Source organism: Vallitalea sediminicola, assembly GCF_054408565.1.
In genome coordinates this window covers 1-20340 of record NZ_BTPT01000068.1, presented here as the reverse complement: position 1 = coordinate 20340, position 20340 = coordinate 1, and the positions used below count along the sequence as shown (strand labels likewise).

The window sequence follows — 20340 nt, the reverse complement described above, 5'->3', positions numbered from 1 at the left end:
TAGCAACTCTACATTATTTCTAAACTAAAAAGATTGAAGGTGGAAGTATGTATATTAGGAAACGTTTACTAAGTTTCTTTATAATTATTACTATAGTACTAGGAAGTTTAACAACATTCGCTAATGCAGAATCAGATTATATTTCAGTATGGTTTTATTGTGAAAATCCACAAACAGTTACTTGTGATGGTAAGAATTTTTTTGTAGATGATAGAAATATTGTAATTCCTATGCAAAAGATTATAATAACCGATTCGGATATTTCTCGTATTAATTCACTGATTAAAGAACATATTGATTATGATAAATCATTAAATAATACTTATACTGTTGCTCATGTTTTTATAAAAGCTCTTGAAAGTAAAGGTATTATTGATTGGTGGAATTATGTTACTTGGAAGAAAGATGGGAGTATTAGTGCAATAAATGGAGAACCAACAAGAGGGATTTATTCTAGGAAATTAAAAGAAAGAAAATATTATGGAATGAGTCCATTAATTTGTATAGTTGGTGATTCAGCAGTAAACTCAACTGATTTTATAAATACAATAGTAAATAATAATCAAATAGTGCGTATGTCTAAGTTTATACGTGGTGCTTCAACGGATAAATTATCTAATAAAGATTATACCTTAAACTTATCAGCAAGTAGAATAACTATAACAAGATTTTTAGATAATAATATTTTTTATAAGATTCCTAATGTAATTGGTAATCAAATATCAACAACAGTAAATATGTATAGATGTACAACTCATTCTAGTTATTTAGGTAAAATAAATAGTCAAAGATTTGGTAATTATTCGTCCGTAGAGATATTTAGATTAGATAATGGGAATTTGACAAAAATATCATCAGAAGTTCCTTTTACTGTAACCTTTACTGATATAGATAATGGTACTGGAAAACTTGTTTTGATATCAACAGATAGTATTGAAACTGGTACTTATCATGTGAGAGTAATACATAAACCTGCTAACATAGGAATATATGCTTCACTATGTCCTGTTGATTACCTAGTAATCAATGTTACCTCTACTGGTAGTGAAACAACTGATAAAACAGTTCTTCAAAGTACTATAAATAATGTTCCAACCACGGGGTATTACACTAGTAAAGACCGCTTTAACGGTACAAATTATACAAGTATTCAAAGTAACTTTTGGTCAATATTCCAAACTGCTTTAAATGATGCAAAATCCATAAACGATAATAGTAATTCTACACAAGTTGATATAGATACCGCAACAACTAATCTTCAATCTGCAATTAATAACCTAATTCCAATCACCAATGTTAACCCAACACTACTATATGAGGCTACAAAAAATGCAGAAAATACATATAACGATTCATCCATATATACAGCCAAGTCATGGGCATTATATCAAAGCGCACTGAATAAGGCTAAAACAGTACTTACTTCTCTTTACATTCAAGATGGTAAAGATAAAGGTAAACCAACTGATATTAATGAAACCAGCTATCAATATGAAGTTGATGCCCATACTGAAGAGATAAGCAAAGCAATTAGAGGACTAAAAAAATTAATAAATGCTAATGATCCTTCGGGTAGTGATCTAATTGATGCTCAGGAAAAATATGAGAACCTAAAAGCTTTAATGAATAATCAATTTAATCCAGAGGAACTTATTGAATCGGATTATACTTCAGACAGCTTTGCATTATTTCTCAAAGAAAGAGATATAGCACTAAAATGGTTAGATAATAATGATAAGCCTAATGGTACAACAGGATTACCTGTGTATGAAAAACTAAAAGAAGTCTATAACAATTATTGGAAATCATGTTATGCCTTAACATCATCAAAAGAAAAGATAAATGTATCTCTTAAGGTAATAGATACATCTGCGGCTAGAAAAAAAGGAGCTTTTGATACGAAATCAGGTATCTATGATTTATCATTATCTAGTGGTGCATCTTTAGAAAATGCTTTCAACCAGATTAATGGTATTAATATACATGGAGACTATGGAATATTTATTAACGGATTTATGCTTGATGTACCAAGCCATGATTTAACATCTCTATTTACTTTAAATCTTGGTGGTTCTATAGGTATATCTCAATATCCATTTAATTGTATTAAGTTACAGGATAAAGATAAAATTGTAATAGCATATCTAGAAGCACCAAGGCATGGTTCTTCAAGTGGTGCTAATTTAGAAGGATATGAATCATATAAAGTCCTTCCATATGTGAGACTTTCAAAAATTACTAATCAGGATATGACTAATAATGTAGTAGAGACAAGAGCAGGACAACCAGTTTCATTTACTGCAAGTTCATCTGTTGCTAACCTTAGTGATTATACAGGAAAAGATGAACCTTTTGCAGGAGCTACTGTTTTCGTAAGTTCAGCTGTAGAAGAAAAAAATAAAGTAACTACTGCAAATCAAGAAACTACCACTGTTACAGATGATAATGGTAACTGTGATTACACTTTTTACCAAGAGGGTTGGCATTCATTAAGTGTTCATCACAAGGAAGCAAATAATTTAGCTAGCAAAAAGGTCACAGGAGTTATAGCTGGAGATACTATATTTGTACATGTAAACCCAGCTACTGAAAATGAAACTCAGATAATTAAAGATAAAATGCTCACTGAACTAGAAGAAGCATATTATTCATATAGACAAACTAACTATAACCCTAATAATTGGAAGACACTTTCCAAATTTTATGAAGACGGTAACAGTAAAGTCACTAGTGCCGTAACACCTTACCAAGCAAAAACAGCATTTGATACATCAGTTAATGGTATGAGGAACATAGAATCTATAGATCATAAAACTGTAATAAGACCTATACGTGAGGTATTAAAATATTTGCCATCTATAGATGAAATAGAGCAAAAAAGACTCTTCAAATCAGATATACCTAAGTTGGAAGAATTAATATCTAAATACAATGTTTTGACAGAATATCAGAAGAAGTTATTTACTTTTTTAGAAGACAGACATATTAAATCTCTGTTAAAGGCATACGCAGACTCTAATAATGGAAGTAATTTATTAGAAGCAGAAAAATATAAGCTTACCATTATTGATGAAACTAATAGATTCAATCAAGCTGACGAACATTTACACTGTGTAGTAGATTATAATGTTGTAAGTTCTGCTAGACCAGAAAAGATTGATGGACAAGTTACAGCTAATACTAAAGTTGGTTTGCTATATAAAGGAAGAAACGTTGTAGGAAATAAATGTGTAGTAGAAAGTTTTTCTGATGATATAAGCATTTATAAAATGCATAATCGTTATGAAAGTATCCTTGCCGAATTTTTAATGCCTCATCACGATGTAACTATAATCGTAAGGTCAATAGGTGGTGACGAACCCACAATTGATGATAAAACCAAACTTTATAATGCTAAAAATGCTGCTAAAAATGCTATTATAGCTACCTACTCAGATTATAATAGTGATGATTATTTGGAAGATGATTGGAATAGACTTGTTGAGGCAAAAGATAATGGTATTACAGCAATTGATAATGCAGCTGATGTAGATATGATAGCAACTGCTCGTAGAGCAGTGCTTGCTGCTATGGCTGCTGTTCCAACAAAAGATGATCATTCAAACGCCCCATTACCAGACTATGGGAATGTAATTGGAAAAGTAAAAATAGCGATAGAAAATGAAACTTACCCAGGTGGGGATTTTAAAGGAACAATACTAAACGGCTGGTATGATCTCTGTGAGAATGATACCATGATGACAGTTGCTTTGAAAGCATTAGCTGTGAATGGATATAGTTGGGAAGGTACAGGTGGTACTAATTATGGTATTACCTACATATCATCCATAAGTAAAGGTGATAAATCTATGGGTGAGTTTTCAGGTGATAGAGGTTCAGGTTGGATGGGTACACTTAATGACTGGTTTGTTAATGAAGGTTTTCAATCTTTTAGAGCAGGAGCTTCCAACAAAGATTATTGTCTAGAAAATGGTGATGAAATTAGAATAATGTTTACCCAAAACCTTGGTAAGGATCTAGGTGGTACATGGGGAAATTCTGATACATCATTAAAAGCGCTTAGTATTAGTGGAGGAAAATTATCACCAACATTCAGCAAAAATACTACAGAATATGGATTACTAATTGCTGGAGATTCCAAAAATATAAAAATTACACCAACTGCTTTTAATAAAAATTACTTAGTAAAGACCTTTTTAAATCAGTATAATGAAAGCTCTGCCTATTACAAACGTACAGAAACTATATCTGTAGGGAATGGTGATATCATTTATATAGGAATAGGCGAAAACTCTTGGCCTTCTATGAATAAGCAAGGGGAGGAAGCAAGAGAATATGATGCAACAAAATATACTATAAAGGTTTATAACAGTAAAGCTGATTTTGTCAGTAAGTTAATTGTAGCATTACCTTCTAAAACCAAAATAAAACTATCTAATTATAAGAGTTATGAGGAAGCAGTTAAGGCTGCTAGAAGTAACTATAGTAGATTGTCAGCTGAGGATAAAAAGAAAGTAACTAATTTAGATAGATTGAACAATGCAGAAAATCAAATTTCATTTTATGCAGAAATCGACAATGTTAAAAAGCTCCTTAAAAAAATTCCTTTAGCGAGTAGAATAAAATTAAGGCATAAAGCAGAAGTAATGGTAGCTGATTCTGCATACAAGAAATTGTCATCAGAACAAAAATTGTTCATAACTGTTGGAGATGTAGCCAACTATAATGCAGCTATTGAACAATTAAAAGAACTTGGTGCCTTTGATTCAGATAATGCATCACCTTCTGTAATAATGGGTAACACCGAAGAGCCAGAAGAAGTTAAAGAGGAATTTATTAAAATAAAACCTAAGGTTAATATTTCAGGGAATACGGCAACATTAACTATAACCAATAGTCAAGGGAAAAATGCATTAGAGGACATTAAGAAGAGTCAAGCAGAAGAATTGATTGTTGAGTCGATGATTAAAAAAGATGTAGATAAAGTAATCGTCAAACTTTCAAAATCCATAATTAATGATTTGGTTAAGAATACAGATGCTGGATTAATTGCTAAGTCACACCTTGCAGAAATAAATATCTCTAATAAAGCTTTGAGTTCATTAGTAGAATCAAGAGGTTCTAATGTAAGTATAATAGTAGAGCGGGCGGATAAAGAGCAGTTATCTAATAAAAATATAGAACTAGTTGGTGATAAGCCTGTATATAATTTATATATAAAAGTAGATAATAAATTAATCACTAATTTTGTAGATGATGTAACCGTATCTTTATCTTATATACCTAAGGATGATGAAGATACCAATAAGCTCTCGGTTTATAATATAAATGATAATGATAAAGCAATAAGGATGACAGGAACTTATTATGACGATGACAGTGAAAGTATAATCTTTGAGACTAATCATTTTTCAACATTTGCAATAGTTTACGATGAAGACAAGATCATTGCTTTTGAGGATGTATTAACAACTGATTGGTTCTATGATTCAGTGTATTTTGTTATAGAACATGGATTATTCAGTGAGATATCTAAGAATAGGTTTGAACCAAATAAGAACATGACTCGTGGAATGTTTGCAGAGGTACTCTACGATATGGCAGGTAAACTAGATGTAACAAGTGAAAGTCCATTTGAAGATGTAGAGAAAGGTTCATTGTATTATGATTCTGTAGTATGGGCATCCAACGATAGGATTGTTAGTGGTTATGGTAATGATTGGTTTGGAACGAATGATAATATCACTCGTGAGCAAATAGCTACAATGCTATATCGTTATGCAAAATCAAATGGTTATAAAATAACCGATACAACCGATATTTCCATTTATACTGATAATTATATGGTTTCAGACTGGGCAACTCATTCAATGAAATGGGCAGTTGGAAATAAAATTATCAGTGGTGTAAATGAAAAAGAACTTCTCCCACAAGGTACAGCAACTCGAGGAGAAGTAGCAACAATAATCATGCGATTCATGGAAAACATCATGAAATAGTAGTCGTAATCTGAGGAGGAAGATAAGTGAAAAAGTTACTTAGAAAGACTATAAGTACACTGCTAGTACTTACTATGTTGATTAGCTCAACTTCTTATGTTTTTGCAACAAGTACAAGTGAGCTTAATACTGCTGTCACAGCTACTGCAAAATATATTAGCAAAACAGTCAAATCACCACAAGTAGGTTCTATTGGTGGAGAATGGGCTATATTGGGACTTGCTAGAAGTGGTTATAAGATATCTGATGAATACTATCAAAATTATTACAAAACTGTAGAGGATTATGTAAAAGTTTGTAAAGGGGTATTGCATAAAAAAAAATATACCGAATATTCAAGGCTTATTGTTGCTCTTACTTCTATAGGGAAAGATCCTTCGGATATAGGGGGATATAATCTTTTAACAGCACTTGGCAATTACGAAAAAACTATTTGGCAAGGAATGAATGGACCTATATGGGCACTTATAGCACTAGACAGCGGTAATTATCCTATGCCACACAATAAAGATGCTAAAGTACAGGCAACAAGAGAAATGTATATCAATAGAATCTTAGAATGTCAATTAACTGATGGCGGCTGGTCACTTTTTGGAGGAACTTCAATCGAAAGTGTTGGTGACAGTGTTTCAGATCCTGATATAACAGGTATGGCACTTCAGGCATTAGCAAAATATCAGAACAAACCAAAGGTCAAAAAAGCATGTGAGGAGGCTCTTGCATGTATGTCAAAAATACAGAATAGTCAAGGTGGTTTTTCTAGTTGGGGGACAGCCAATTCTGAAAGCTGTGTACAGATGTTGGTGGCTCTGTGTGAATTAGGAATTTCTATTGATGATAAACGTTTTGTGAAGAACGGTAATACAATGCTAGATAACCTTATGACTTTCTATAAAGAAGGTAATGGCTTTCTACATACGAAAAATGGAAGTGGATCTAATCAAATGGCTACTGAACAAGGTTTCTATGGATTGATTGCAGTACAAAGAGCGTTGAAAGGCAAAAATAGTCTTTATCGTATGCGCAATAGATTGGATATAGGTGAAGCAGATAGTACATATACTACAGGACTTATAGGTAAGCATAAAGATATTCGTAAACAGAGGATAACAGAAATCGGTAAAACTTTCAGAGATATTCAGGGACATGATAATCAATCAGCTATAGAAGCACTTGCAGCAAGAAAAATTATTAGCGGAAAGACGGAGGATTCATTTAATCCTAATACTACAATGACAAGAGGAGAATTTTCATCAATATTGGTTAAAGCTCTTGGACTTGAACCAAAAGCAAATGATAAGTTCATTGATGTAGATAAGAGTAAGTGGTATGCAGGATTTATTGGAACTGCTAATACTTATGGGATAATTTCAGGAAAATCTTCTTCTATATATGATCCAAATGGTACAATCACCAGAGAAGAAGCTGCAATGATGGTGGCTAGAGCTGCAAAACTTTGTGGTATGGATACTGAATATAACACTATGGCAACAAGAGATATCTTGTCTCAGTTTATTGACTATGTGAAAGTTAATAAGTGGGCAAGAGAACCCTTAGCCTTTTGTTATGATAAAGAAATACTAGATTCGTCTGCAATGGAAATATTACCTAAAACAGCTATCAAACGTTGTGAAATATCTCAAATGATGTTTAATATGTTATATAATGCAAGGCTCCTATAAGGAGGTAATCTAAAATGAAGCTAAATAAAAATAAGATTATTATTTCAATTGTAACTGTTATCGTACTTGCTGTTGTCTTCTGGTGGGGTGGAAATGCTCCTGGTTTACAAGGATGGGAAATAAAGGATTCAATGACAGCTGAGAAAAAATTAAGTCTTGCACAGGAGTTAGCAGATTGTTCCTCACCAGGGATTGAAAAAGGAGATTCTGACTATTCTGTTTCTCAAGGTATGGAATTTGATGAAAACACTAATAAAGATAAATATCTGACAGATCCTGTACCTGAAGGGAAACCTGTACCTATAGAGCCTCAGAATGTGGAAATCACTGATAAGGAATTTACATGTACCATGGCAGTACATTGTGATACTATAATAGATAATATTGACTGGCTTGATCCAGAAAAAGTCGAACTTGTACCCGAGGATGGAGTAATATTTCAAGAACAGAGTGTTACTTTTTATGAAGGGGAAAGTGTTTTTAATGCACTCATTAGAGAGATGAAGAAAAATAAAATACACATGGAGTTTGTTAATACTCCAATGTATAACAGTGCTTATATTGAAGGGATAAATAATCTATATGAATTTGATTGCGGTGAGTTATCAGGGTGGATGTACAAAGTGAATGGCTGGTTTCCCAATTATGGTTGTAGTCGATATCAATTAAAAGAGGGAGATATAGTGGAATGGGTTTATACTTGTAATTTAGGTGTAGATGTAGGTGGATATTCAGCTCTGGGAGCAGATCTATGAGGAGCGCTTTTGAAGGATATCACCCTATTGTAAATTTTCTCTATTTCACCTTTGTATTTATATATTCAATGATTTTTATGCATCCTTTATGTCTTTCTATTTCATTGATATGTGCATTTTCCTATTCAGTTACCCTAAGAGGAAATAAAGCAATACGTTTTAATCTAGTGTATCTATTACCTATGATGATTATAGCAGCATTAATTAATCCAGCATTCAACCATGAGGGTATTACAATACTGACTTATCTAGATAGTGGAAATCCACTTACATTAGAATCAATTACATTCGGTATTGCCGCTTCCGTTATGCTTGCTTCTGTAGTTTGTTGGTTCAGTTGTTACAATGTGATTATGACTTCTGATAAGTTCATATATTTATTTGGGAGAGTGATACCAGCGCTTTCCCTAATTATATCTATGGCACTAAGATTCATACCTAGATTCAAGGAACAGATAAAGATAATATCCAATGGACAAAAATGTATAGGAAGAGATGTATCAACTGGAAGTATTCTATCTAGAGCTAAAAATGGTATAAAGATTCTATCAATTATGGTTACTTGGGCATTGGAGAATGCTATTGAAACAGCTGACTCTATGAAAACACGTGGTTATGGACTACATGGGCGTACAGCTTTTTCTATCTATTATTTTGATAAGAGAGATAAAAAAGCATTATTGATTATTGGAAGTACAGGGCTGTATGTACTTGTAGGTGCTTTACTTGGGAGTGTTTATTTTAGATATTTTCCTAGTATGAAGGGGGTAGATATAACACCTTATTCTATAAGTGTATTTATAGCTTACTTTGTACTTTGTATTTCACCTATAGTAATAGAAAGTTGGGAGAACAGAAGATGGAAGTTATTACAATCAAAGATTTAACATTTACATATCCTAAGCAAAGTAAGATGGCATTAAATAATGTTAACCTTTCAGTCAATCAAGGGGAATTCATAACCATATGTGGTGAATCAGGATGTGGTAAGACAACTATGCTAAAACATCTAAGATCTACTCTTATGCCACATGGTACAAGAGAAGGGCAGATATATTATGAGAATACACCATTGGATAATCTTACACAGAGACAGCAAACCCAAAGCATCGGTTTTGTTAGGCAATCACCAGACAATCAGATTGTAACTGATAAGGTATGGCATGAACTTGCTTTTGGGCTAGAAAGTCTTGGATACAGAACACCTGAAATTAGAGGTAGAGTCTCAGAAATGGCCTCTTTTTTTGGTATACAGACTTGGTTTCATAAGAAAGTAACAGAGCTTTCGGGAGGACAGAAACAGTTGTTGAATCTAGCTTCTGTAATGGTAATGCAGCCTACTGTAATTATACTGGATGAACCCACTAGTCAACTTGATCCTATTGCCGCAACTGATTTTCTAGAAACCATAAAGAAAATCAATAGGGAGTTAGGAACAACAGTTATTCTGACAGAACATCGATTAGAAGATGCACTGCCTCTTTCAGATCGTGTCATTGTCATGGATAATGGAAGTATAATTGTAGATGACACTCCTAAAGGAGCAGGGCAGAAACTTAAAGAAATGAATCATGATATGTTTATTGCTATGCCTACACCTATGCGTATCTATGCAGGAGTTAAAAATGATTTGGAATGTCCTATTACCGTTCGTGATGGACGAAACTGGATCAATGAGTTTGCAAAGAAGAATCATATTGATGAAAATGCTATTTTGAAGGATAATGAAAATGAATACAACAAGTGCATTATTGAGATGGATGAGATTTGGTTTCGCTATGAAAAAGAACTGTCAGATGTAATTAAAGGGTTGTCCATTACCATAAGGCAAGGCGAATTTTTTGCAATTGTAGGAGGTAACGGTACAGGAAAGACAACTACTTTATCTATTATAAGTGGAATATTAAAGCCTTATAGGGGCTCTGTAAAAATATATGATGAATCAATTATTAGTACCAAAGGGGGAAAAAGTTTTACCAATCTCATTGGAGTACTTCCTCAAAATCCCCAGTCATTATTTATCAAGAAAACTGTTGAATTTGACTTATATGAAATACTTTCTGGAAGGAAAATGCCAAAAGAGGAACAAAAAAAACGGGTTGATATGGTAGTAGGATTATGCGAATTGGAAAATCTTTTATATATGCATCCATATGATTTATCAGGGGGTGAACAACAGCGAGCTGCTCTAGGTAAGATTCTACTATTAAAACCTAGGATTTTACTTCTTGATGAGCCTACCAAAGGACTTGATGGACATTTTAAACAAAAGTTTGCAGGTATATTGGAGAAACTACAAATAGAAGGAGTTACCATAATTATGGTATCTCATGATATTGAGTTTTGTGCTGGACATGCTACTCGTTGTGCAATGTTTTTTGATGGACGAATTACAAGTATTGATACACCTAGGATGTTTTTTCGTGGTAAGAATTTTTATACAACCGCTGCAAATCGTATGGCAAGAACAGTTCTTCCAAAAGCAGTTCTCCCAGAAGATGTTATCACTGCTTGCGGTGGTGTAAAGCAGATTAATATATTAAGGAATTTAGATAATGATGATATAGTACATATAAATAAAAATGATAAGGGATTACAAGTAATTAATAAATCAAATATCCAGACTGCCAGTAGCACTAAATCAATATGTAAATTAACACCTATACGTATTTCTATAGCGGTTCTAGGTCTAATAGCATTTATTTTAACTACTGTTTTCCTAGTGAATAGATATGCTGATTGGAGAAATTATCTAGTGCAATTTTTACTTGTAGCTGAACTTGCGATAAGTCTAATATCTATTTTTCCAGGAAAAGATATAGATGCTCCAGATTTTTCAGTACAGGTTCCAAAAGAAAAGAGAAAACTAACAAAAAGAACTATTATAGCTTTGTTTATGGTGCTTATTGCAGTACCTCTAACAATATATTGTGGTGTGTTTTTTTTAGGTGATAGAAAATATTATTTTATAAGCTTGTTGATATTATTAGAAACCATGGTACCTTTTGTATTAGTTTTTGAGAGTAAAAAACCTCAGGCAAGAGAGGTAGTTATCATTGCCGTTCTTTGTGCCATTGGTGTAGTTGGAAGAGCCGCATTTTTCATGCTTCCTCAATTTAAGCCTGTCGTAGCGATAGTTATTATATCAGGAGTATGTTTTGGTGGCGAAACAGGTTTCATGGTAGGTTCTGTTACAGCATTTACTTCAAATATGCTATTTGGGCAAGGTACATGGACACCTTGGCAGATGTTTGCCTTTGGTATTACTGGCTTTATTGCAGGTATATTATTTCGTAAAGGATTACTCAGAAAAAAACGCAGTTCACTCTGTATATTTGGAGCACTGACAACATTTTTTGTCTGCGGCTTCATTTTGGATACCGGTTCAGCACTTATGTGGCAGGCAAAACCCACTATAAAAAGTATGATGACCTATTATACAACAGGTATCCCCTTTAACATTATCCATGCCACAGCAACCTCTTTCTTCCTATGGTTTGCATCAGAACCCATGATTGAGAAATTAGACCGTATAAAAGTGAAATATGGACTTATCAGTTGAAAAAACAAAATCTTAATACAACAACCTATGTCAGCCTACAGTTATGCACATTAGAAGAAAAAGTATTTTGTGATTAAAATTGAAGGTTACTTCCCAGCAAAATAGTATATGTATATGTGAAGTAGTGAGGCAGGACGCCGAATCCAGCTTTTAATCTGACAGCCCTACTGGACTGTCAGAAATAACAATGGACTCGATGTCCATTGTTATTTATTGAACTCAGGACGAGCAAGTAGCTGGCGAAACATATACATATACTATTTTGCAAAAGCCACGTCAGAACAAAACACTTTTTCTGACTTATTTGTTTTATTGATATATACCTACTAATATGATAATATGGTAATTGCGAAAAAAATTATTGCTAATATTTACAAACAAATATGATTTTATATGTTTTTGTAGTTGAAGTGAAGGGGGTACTAAATTATGTTTAGTAAATTACATGGCAAAGATAATATTAAAAACACAGCAATATCATATAGAAAGCAAATAACCAATAAAAAAAATAAGAATTTTTATATAAGAGCAATTATAATAATAATTGTTGGTTTGATAAGTTATTTTTTCATAGCTAATAATGAAAATTACTATAATAAAACCATAGGAAAAGTTATAGCTGTAGAGGAAACGGAAGGTAATACGGAATATATTAAAAATCAGCACCTTAAGACTATTATCATGAATGGTAATCATAAAGGTGAAGAATTAGAGTTTGATAATACAACATCTTATTCTAAGATATTTGATATAGAATACAAAATAGATGACAGGATATTTGTATCTATAACTGAGGATGAGGATAATAATATCATATCTTCGTACATATTGGGTTATAAACGTGATAAATACCTAGGATATATTGCAATAATATTTGTGGTATTGATATTACTGATAGGTGGGTTAAAAGGATTTAAGTCACTAACAAGTGTTGTTGTAAACATTCTGATTTTCTATAGTGTCATCAAACTATATTCCCATGGATGTAATTTATGGGTTATTACCACTATAATGAGTATTATATTTGTTATCATATCCATATTGATTGTAAGTGGAATCAACAAAAAATCCCTGTGTGCTATAGTTGGGACAATGATAAGTATTATCATAACAATGATAATTACTGCTATAGTAATGACTGTAACTAATTCTAAGGGAGTTTATTATGAAGAGATGGAATTTCTTATGACTTCTCCAGAACAGATATTTTTTATTGGGCTTATGATAGGTACTATTGGAGGAATTATGGATATTGCCATAACAATGTCATCAGCTATCAATGAATTATATTTCAAGAATCCTGATATAGAAAGAAAGGTTCTAATAGAGTCTAGTATGGAAATTGGAAAAGATGTTATGGCTACTATGGCTAATACTCTAGTTTTTGTATACATTAGTGGAAGCATACCGACTATACTGTTTTGGTTAAGAAATGGACTTTCACTATCTTATATAATAGGTATCGGAATCAATCTTGAAATAATAAGAGCTCTCATTGGAAGTATTGGTGTTGTAATAAGTATTCCTATCACTATGTACATCTCAGTTATACTTCTTAAAGAACGTAGGATAGGGGTGAATTGATTATGAGTGTTATAGTAGTATTGTTGATAATATTATTTTTATTAATGTATGCAGTTGGAAGAGATAGAGGAGTAAGATCTTTTTTTACACTATGTTTGAATTTCTTGATATTTTTCATTATGGTCGTATTGATCGCCAACAAATTAAATCCTCTCATAGTGACTATAGTTATATGTATAGTCATAAGTTCCATAACTTTATTTTATATTAATGGACTTAATAAGAAAACCGTATCATCCTTAATATCTGTCACGATAGTTGTTCTATTTACAACACTTATAACTTATAAGATGGGAATGGGTGCAAAAATACAAGGATTTGGAAAGGAACAATATGATTCTATTTCTTCTCTTTCCTTATATATTAAGCTTAATTTCTCAACTATAGTTATATGTGAAATACTAATAGGATTATTAGGAGCAGTGATTGACGTTTCAATTTCAATTTCATCATCTATGAATGAACTATATAATACTAATTCGTCTATTACTAAGAAAAGTTTGTTTGATTCAGGTATGAATATTGGTAAAGATATATTGGGAACAATGACGAATACATTATTTTTTGCATACATAAGCGGATTCATGGCATTAATCATATATTTTAGTTCTCTTCATTATTCTATAGCGGATATTTTGAATAATAAGGTTTTTTGTGCAGAAATCTTTCAGATTCTATGTAGTGGAGTAGGTATAATACTTATCATTCCAGTAACTGCATTAATAACTTCACAGATTTTAATTAGCAATAAATAAAAATAATGAAAGTCCTTTAATTCTTAATCAGAGTTAAGGGATTTTTTTTTTGTATTCTACTATAAATAAATATATTCTTGTTAATTATAGGTTTAATCTGTATTATTATATATATAAAGACATTTCGGTATAATTATGAATACTAGTAATTTGAGAGGAGTAAGTGATCTGTATCAAAGAATATAATGGATTCATACCACCATGTGGTGTTTATTGCGGAGAATGCCCAAACTATATAAGAGAGAAAAATACCTGCGAGGGAGCTGAAAAGCATTGTAAGGATAGAAAATGTAAAGGGATTTATGTATGTTGTAAAGAAAAAAAAGGATATGATTATTGTTTTAGTTGTAAGATATTCCCTTGTAGTAGATTCAAGAAATTTGCAAGTAGTTGGATGAAACTTGGACAAGACTTAATAATGAATCAATATGAGCTGAAAGAATTAGGAGAGGAAAGATGGTTAGAGAAATGTAATAAAAATAAGTAATTGACAGGTGTAAATGAATACAGTATAATCAAATTATAAGACTATAATGAATTAGGTGATGAATAGGCAATGGGTAAATTTAAACGTGTAACTAGTATGGATGTTGCAAAGGAAGCTGGTGTCTCAAGGGCTACGGTTTCTTATATATTGAATGATGTTCAAGGAGTCAGCATAAAAGAGACAACAAAAAAGAAAGTTATACAGGCAGCAAAAAAGTTAGGCTATTATCCTGATTCTATGGCAGTAGCACTAAAAACCAATAAAGCCATGTCTATAGGCATTGTTTCCAAGAGAAATATATCTGAACAAAGGTATATAAAGTTTTTGGACGGTGTTAAATCTGCGATAGGTGATAACTATAGTATTATATTATGTTCAGACCATGTAGATAATTTTGGATATCCAGAGTATTATAGTTACTATAAACGTAAAAAAATAGATGGTATCCTATTCTTATCATTTCAAGAACACCTAGCAGAAGAGAAAATAGATGATTATTTACATATGTCAGTAGAAGAAAATATCCCAATTGTATTTGCGGATTATGATTTGAATAATCAGGTGGTCAATTGTGTAGATATCAATTACTATCATGGAGCATATATGGCAGCAAGCTATTTAATAAAAAATGGACATAGAGATATAATTTATTTGACACCTGATTTTGATACAAAACAAGAACAACAACGTAGAAAAGGAGTTGAAGATGCTGTTAACGAGCATGAGGGAGTTAAATTAATTAAATACCCTATTTCAACTGATAATGATAAAGAAATTGAAGCAGTTATTGAGGTTCTAAGTAAAAAAGATGAATATACAGCTATAATAACTTCTTGGAGTAAAATGGCATATACAGTATTGTATCAGGCTCAGAAACTTAATATTAACATTCCTGATGAAATATCAGTTATAGCACTTGCAGGATCTAATTTTGATGTGTATACATATCCAAAACTGACTACATGTAATTTGCCTTTATTTGTACTGGGGCAAAAGAGTGCAGAAAGATTGATAAATATACTAGAGGATACAAATACATTACCATTGAATATTACATTACCTTGCGAGCTTAAAGAAAGGGATTCTACTAAATCCAACTTATAAAATTAAGGAAAATATATTGAAATGGGTGTAGAGAGATTAAGTTTAATATAAATAATTAATTTTTTTAGTCAACAACTTACACGTGTAAGTTAAAAAATAAATGGAGGTTTTTATAATGAAAAAAGTTAAAGTAGGTATTGTAGGAACAGGATATACCATTGGTATAGCAAAACAACATGTCAAGGCTTATAATGCAAATGAGAAATGTGAACTTGTAGCTTTGTTTGACAAAGTTGAAGGAAGAGCAAAGGAGTGGGCAGACAAGCAGGAACTTGAGAATATCACTATCTGTGAATCATATGAAGAAATGATTGATATGGTAGATGCAGTTAGTATATGTACATCTAACGATGCTCATGGAGAGTTATCTATTAAAGCTTTGGAATCAGGAGTACATGTTCTTTGCGAGAAGCCAATGAGTACTACGATTGATGATGCAAAAGAAATGGTGAAATGTGCAAAAAATCATCCTGAACTGGTAAATATGATAGGATTCTGTTATAGGGGTATTCCAGCAATAAAATATATGAAATCTATAATAGACCAAGGGAAAATAGGAAAAATATATGGTTTCAGACAATGCCTTGGAGGAGGTAGAATCGCTAATAAGGCAGACGTAATGCTTGAGTGGAGAATGCAAGAAAAATATTCTGGTACAGGAGCTTTAGCTGATTTTGGATCTCATATGATTGACATAGTAGATTATTTATTGAAGGATACAGAAGGTCCAGTAAAAGAGGTAACAGCGATTTCAACAATTTCTATCCCGGATAGAAAAAAAATTGATGAAGAAGGTATGGGAGCAGTAACCAATGATGATACAACCATTTTTACTGCTAAGCTTAATAATGGCGCAGTTGGAACTTTCTATTCAAGTAGACTAGGTACTAGGGGACATAGCCTTGAAATTATAGGAGAGGGAGGTATGCTCATCTATGAAAAGGAGGATAATGAATTAGTAGTTAATTTGAAAGAAAAAGATGGAGGTTACAATGGTAAAAAAGAAGAAGTTGTAGCTGTTCCAGATGAGTTCTTAGAAGAATCCAAGTTTCATGAAGAGATAAATGAATTTATTGATAATATCATAAATAATAAACAGTCTATAAGAGATTTTTCTAGAGGATTGTACATTCAAGAGTTATTAGGAGCATTAAAAGAATCAGCTGATAACAAAAAAACAGTTATCCTTGACTAATAGAAAGGAGAATGATTATGAAAGTAGGATTAATTACAAATAGTTTGGCTTGGGCTGGAATGAAAGATTTAAAAGAAATAAGTAAGTGGGCTTGTGATAATGGATTTAAGGATCTGGAAGTTGGACCAACCATTGAACTTGATGAAAAGATCTTCTCAGATATAAAAGCGGAAGGCAAAATAGATATATCAGCCTTAATCTACTGTAGAAACTTTCTTGATGAAGAGAATAATATAGGTGATGAGCATAAGAAACAATTGATTAGACGTATAGAATTTGCAGGAAAACTAGGGATTGAGAAAGTAATATGCTCAACAGGGGTTACCAAGGATGCCTATTATGGTGCAAGATTCAATCCTGAAAAAAGTGTAGAAGCTGTTACAGAATGGTTAAAAGAACTAGCAGAATACGCAGAAAGAAATAATGTAAAAATAGCAATAGAGAATTGTCCAATGATGGGTAACATAGCTATATCACCATATATGTGGGATATACTATTTGATAGAGTTGATTCAGATAAAATAGGATTAGCATTTGATCCATCACATATGATTTGGCAGTTTATGAATCCTTATGAGAACATAATCAAATATAGAAGTAAGATATTCCATTTCCATGGAAAAGACACAGAAATACTATATGATAATCTTAAAAAAGTTGGTATCCTACATAATATTACTGAAGAGACTAATTTTTTTGGACATCAATGGTGGAGACATCGTTTAGTTGGTCTTGGAGATATTGATTGGAATAAAATGGTAGATAACCTATATGAAATCGGTTACGAAGGTACAATAAGTATTGAACATGAAGACCCAGTGTGGGAAGGAACTCTTGATAAAGTTGAAAAAGGATTAATACGAGCTAAGAACCATATTGAAAGGTTCATTGAAGGTTAATTAAGGAGGAAAATCATATGAAATTAGGTTGTCATGCTGTATTATTCAAAGAAAGAATAAAAGAAGACACAGAAAATACAATAAAATTATTATCAAGTACAGGTTTTAAGGGTTCAGAAATCGGATCAAGATTTTTTGGCACTGATGATAAAGAGTATCTACTTAATATATTAGATAGATATAACTACCAAGTAACTGGTATGCATATTGGTTCGCCATTAGAAGAATGGGACATTAATAGTGAAGAAACAACTAATAAAATACTTAAGGTAGCTATGTTTGTTAAAGATATGCCTAATAAAAATGTAATAATGTCAACAAAAAGATTTTTAGGTTCAGAGGAACAGCTTATAAGAGCGGCTAAAAATATCAATAACGCAGCAATAAAATGCCAAGAAATGGGAGTTAAGTTAAATCTTCATAACCATTTATGGGAATTTGAAGATGATGGATACATTTTTAATACCTTAGTAGAATATGCTCCTAATCTGAATCTTGGTCTGGATCTAGGATGGGTCTATGCTTCTGGATTTGATCCAATAGAAGTTGTAGAGACTTATGCTGATAGAATAAGTTATGTTCATCTAAGGGATATTAATGAAAACAATGAATTTGTTGATTTGGGAGAAGGAATAATTGATTTTAATAACTTGTTGAAAGTACTTAGAAATTCATTAGGTGAAGATGGCTGGGCTGTAGTTGAATACGAACATGGGGAACAGGACATTAATAGATATATAAGAGCTTATAATTTTCTGGAAAAACATATGTAATATACTATAAGGGGTGATTTTATGGGTAAACTGAAGATTGCAATTATAGGTTGTGGAAGAATATCCGTTGTCTATAAAGAAGCATTCAAAAACTTAAGTGACAGGATTGAAGTTAGATTTGCAGTTGATAAAGTATTTGACAGAGCTGAAAGTTTTGCTAAGAATTATGAACAATGCTCTTACTCCAATAGAATAGAAGACCTTCTAGAAGAAGATCTTGATGTTGTTCATATCTGTACTCCTCATTTCTTGCATAAAGAACAGATAATTAAATGTCTAGATAAAGGAATCAATGTTCTTACAGAAAAACCTTTGGCAATAACTCTACAAGATGCAGATGAAATTATTGAAGCGGCAAATAGCTCAGGGAAAAAATTTGGAGTTATATTCCAAAACAGATATATAGAAGGTGTTGTCAAGGCTAAAAAGTTAATAGACAGCGGGGAAATGGGTAAAGTATTAGGAGCTTGTTCATCACTTACATGGTGGCGTCCACCTTCTTACTATGAATGTGATTGGAAAGGAAGTTGGGAAAAAGAAGGCGGCGGTGTATTAATAGACCAAGCCATTCATAGTATCGATTTAGTGCAACACATGGTTGGTAGCAAGGTTAAATGGATAAAAGGTCAGATAGATAACAGAGTGTTGAAGAGTGTTGAAGTTGAGGATGTTGCAAGTGCAGCCATAGGTTTTGAAAATGGCTGTATATATTCACTCTTTGCTACTAACTACTATACTAAGAGTTCTCCTATCCAAATAGAGATAATGTGTGAAAAGGGAATGATTAATATAAAAGGATTTGATGTTACTATAGAAAAAGATGGTGAAATAACTACTATAGAGCACAATGATAAAATTGAGTCAGGTGGACAAGGATATTGGGGAATATATCATTATTATCAAATAAAGGAGTTTTATGATAATGTTATAGAAGATACACCTGTCAAGGTTACAGGATACGAAGGTAAGAAAGCTCTGGAAATTGTATTAGGTGTTTATGAATCATCTAAGCAGTCTAAAAGATTAGAGATCAATAATTAAAAAATTATAAGCTGAGAATAGGAACTTATCTGTTCTTGGCTTTTCTGTCGTCTAAAAGTATCCTTAAAGGTACATATCAAAATAAATTCCAATTGAATTATATTTTCGCTATATATTATTTTATTATATAAAAACATTATAATGCAATAATGTAATTTTTTTCACTTCATACCTTACTTTTACTCTAATAAATAAAAAATCACATGTTTATCCAACATAATAAAATCACAAAGTAAATGAAAATACTAATCCCCCAGCTATGCTGGGGCGAATAGAGTAAGCGGTAGTGTTAAGTATGTTATTAAAAAGCCTCCTATGGTAAGATGATACTGGTGTCGCAAGCCAATATCAAATAGGAGGCGGTCCTAATGGACAGTTCAAGTTTATCACACACTAGATGGAAATGCCAATATCATATCGTATTTATTCCAAAGTACAGACGTAAAGTGCTATATGGACAAATAAGAGCAGATGTAAGAGAGATATTAAAGAGATTATGCGAAT

General features: G+C 32.1%; 14 protein-coding genes. All 14 read left to right on the top strand.

Annotation, left to right across the window (positions count from 1 at the left end):
- Positions 1-47: 47 nt before the first annotated feature.
- On the top strand, positions 48-5999 hold the full coding sequence (locus ACX6CF_RS21970; RefSeq protein WP_458787519.1) for an S-layer homology domain-containing protein: 5952 nt from the start codon (positions 48-50) through the stop codon (positions 5997-5999).
- Positions 6000-6025: 26 nt separating this feature from the next.
- Complete coding sequence (locus ACX6CF_RS21965) at positions 6026-7681, top strand: S-layer homology domain-containing protein (RefSeq protein WP_458787518.1); 1656 nt, start codon at positions 6026-6028, stop codon at positions 7679-7681.
- Between the two features lie 14 nt (positions 7682-7695).
- Positions 7696-8436 (top strand): DUF4430 domain-containing protein, encoded by a 741-nt coding sequence (locus ACX6CF_RS21960; protein ID WP_458787517.1) that lies wholly within the window; start codon positions 7696-7698, stop codon positions 8434-8436.
- On the top strand, positions 8433-9323 hold the full coding sequence (locus ACX6CF_RS21955) for an energy-coupling factor transporter transmembrane component T (RefSeq protein ID WP_458787516.1): 891 nt from the start codon (positions 8433-8435) through the stop codon (positions 9321-9323). Before ACX6CF_RS21960 ends, ACX6CF_RS21955 begins: the two co-directional genes overlap by 4 nt.
- Entirely contained in the window at positions 9296-11998 is a 2703-nt protein-coding gene (locus tag ACX6CF_RS21950; RefSeq protein ID WP_458787515.1) for an energy-coupling factor transporter ATPase, read from the top strand. The genes ACX6CF_RS21955 and ACX6CF_RS21950 overlap by 28 nt, the downstream gene beginning before the upstream one ends.
- Positions 11999-12427: 429 nt before the next feature.
- Positions 12428-13582 carry a YibE/F family protein gene (locus ACX6CF_RS21945; RefSeq protein WP_458787514.1) on the top strand — a complete coding sequence of 385 codons (1155 nt, stop codon included), beginning with the start codon at positions 12428-12430 and terminating at the stop codon, positions 13580-13582.
- Positions 13583-13584: 2 nt separating this feature from the next.
- Complete coding sequence (locus ACX6CF_RS21940; protein ID WP_458787513.1) at positions 13585-14337, top strand: YibE/F family protein; 753 nt, start codon at positions 13585-13587, stop codon at positions 14335-14337.
- Between the two features lie 163 nt (positions 14338-14500).
- The gene (locus ACX6CF_RS21935; protein WP_458787512.1) at positions 14501-14824 is read left to right on the top strand and encodes a DUF3795 domain-containing protein; all 324 of its coding nucleotides are present in this window, start codon (positions 14501-14503) and stop codon (positions 14822-14824) included.
- 69 nt (positions 14825-14893) lie between these two features.
- On the top strand, positions 14894-15928 hold the full coding sequence (locus ACX6CF_RS21930; protein ID WP_458787511.1) for a LacI family DNA-binding transcriptional regulator: 1035 nt from the start codon (positions 14894-14896) through the stop codon (positions 15926-15928).
- 115 nt (positions 15929-16043) lie between these two features.
- A complete protein-coding gene (locus tag ACX6CF_RS21925) occupies positions 16044-17123 on the top strand; it encodes a Gfo/Idh/MocA family protein (protein ID WP_458787510.1) in 1080 nt (359 codons plus the stop codon).
- A 17-nt stretch (positions 17124-17140) separates the two neighbouring features.
- Positions 17141-18022, top strand: a complete 882-nt coding sequence (locus ACX6CF_RS21920; protein WP_458787509.1) for a sugar phosphate isomerase/epimerase family protein — start codon at positions 17141-17143, stop codon at positions 18020-18022.
- 17 nt (positions 18023-18039) lie between these two features.
- Positions 18040-18795: a sugar phosphate isomerase/epimerase family protein gene (locus tag ACX6CF_RS21915; RefSeq protein WP_458787508.1), complete on the top strand. Its 756-nt coding sequence runs from the start codon at positions 18040-18042 to the stop codon at positions 18793-18795.
- Positions 18796-18816: 21 nt separating this feature from the next.
- Positions 18817-19836 carry a Gfo/Idh/MocA family protein gene (locus ACX6CF_RS21910; RefSeq protein ID WP_458787507.1) on the top strand — a complete coding sequence of 340 codons (1020 nt, stop codon included), beginning with the start codon at positions 18817-18819 and terminating at the stop codon, positions 19834-19836.
- Between the two features lie 368 nt (positions 19837-20204).
- The coding region (locus ACX6CF_RS21905; RefSeq protein ID WP_458787520.1) for a transposase at positions 20205-20340 on the top strand (136 nt) is incomplete at its 3' end.

What these genes read in the sequence shown, in the direction of transcription:
- ACX6CF_RS21955 (WP_458787516.1), top strand. Translation starts at nt 8,433, where the DNA reads ATGAGGAGCGCTTTTGAAGGATATCACCCTATTGTAAATTTTCTCTAT.
- ACX6CF_RS21970 (WP_458787519.1), top strand. Translation starts at nt 48, where the DNA reads ATGTATATTAGGAAACGTTTACTAAGTTTCTTTATAATTATTACTATA.
- ACX6CF_RS21920 (WP_458787509.1), top strand. Translation starts at nt 17,141, where the DNA reads ATGAAAGTAGGATTAATTACAAATAGTTTGGCTTGGGCTGGAATGAAA.
- ACX6CF_RS21960 (WP_458787517.1), top strand. Translation starts at nt 7,696, where the DNA reads ATGAAGCTAAATAAAAATAAGATTATTATTTCAATTGTAACTGTTATC.
- ACX6CF_RS21925 (WP_458787510.1), top strand. Translation starts at nt 16,044, where the DNA reads ATGAAAAAAGTTAAAGTAGGTATTGTAGGAACAGGATATACCATTGGT.
- ACX6CF_RS21945 (WP_458787514.1), top strand. Translation starts at nt 12,428, where the DNA reads ATGTTTAGTAAATTACATGGCAAAGATAATATTAAAAACACAGCAATA.
- ACX6CF_RS21950 (WP_458787515.1), top strand. Translation starts at nt 9,296, where the DNA reads ATGGAAGTTATTACAATCAAAGATTTAACATTTACATATCCTAAGCAA.
- ACX6CF_RS21940 (WP_458787513.1), top strand. Translation starts at nt 13,585, where the DNA reads ATGAGTGTTATAGTAGTATTGTTGATAATATTATTTTTATTAATGTAT.
- ACX6CF_RS21910 (WP_458787507.1), top strand. Translation starts at nt 18,817, where the DNA reads ATGGGTAAACTGAAGATTGCAATTATAGGTTGTGGAAGAATATCCGTT.
- ACX6CF_RS21930 (WP_458787511.1), top strand. Translation starts at nt 14,894, where the DNA reads ATGGGTAAATTTAAACGTGTAACTAGTATGGATGTTGCAAAGGAAGCT.
- ACX6CF_RS21915 (WP_458787508.1), top strand. Translation starts at nt 18,040, where the DNA reads ATGAAATTAGGTTGTCATGCTGTATTATTCAAAGAAAGAATAAAAGAA.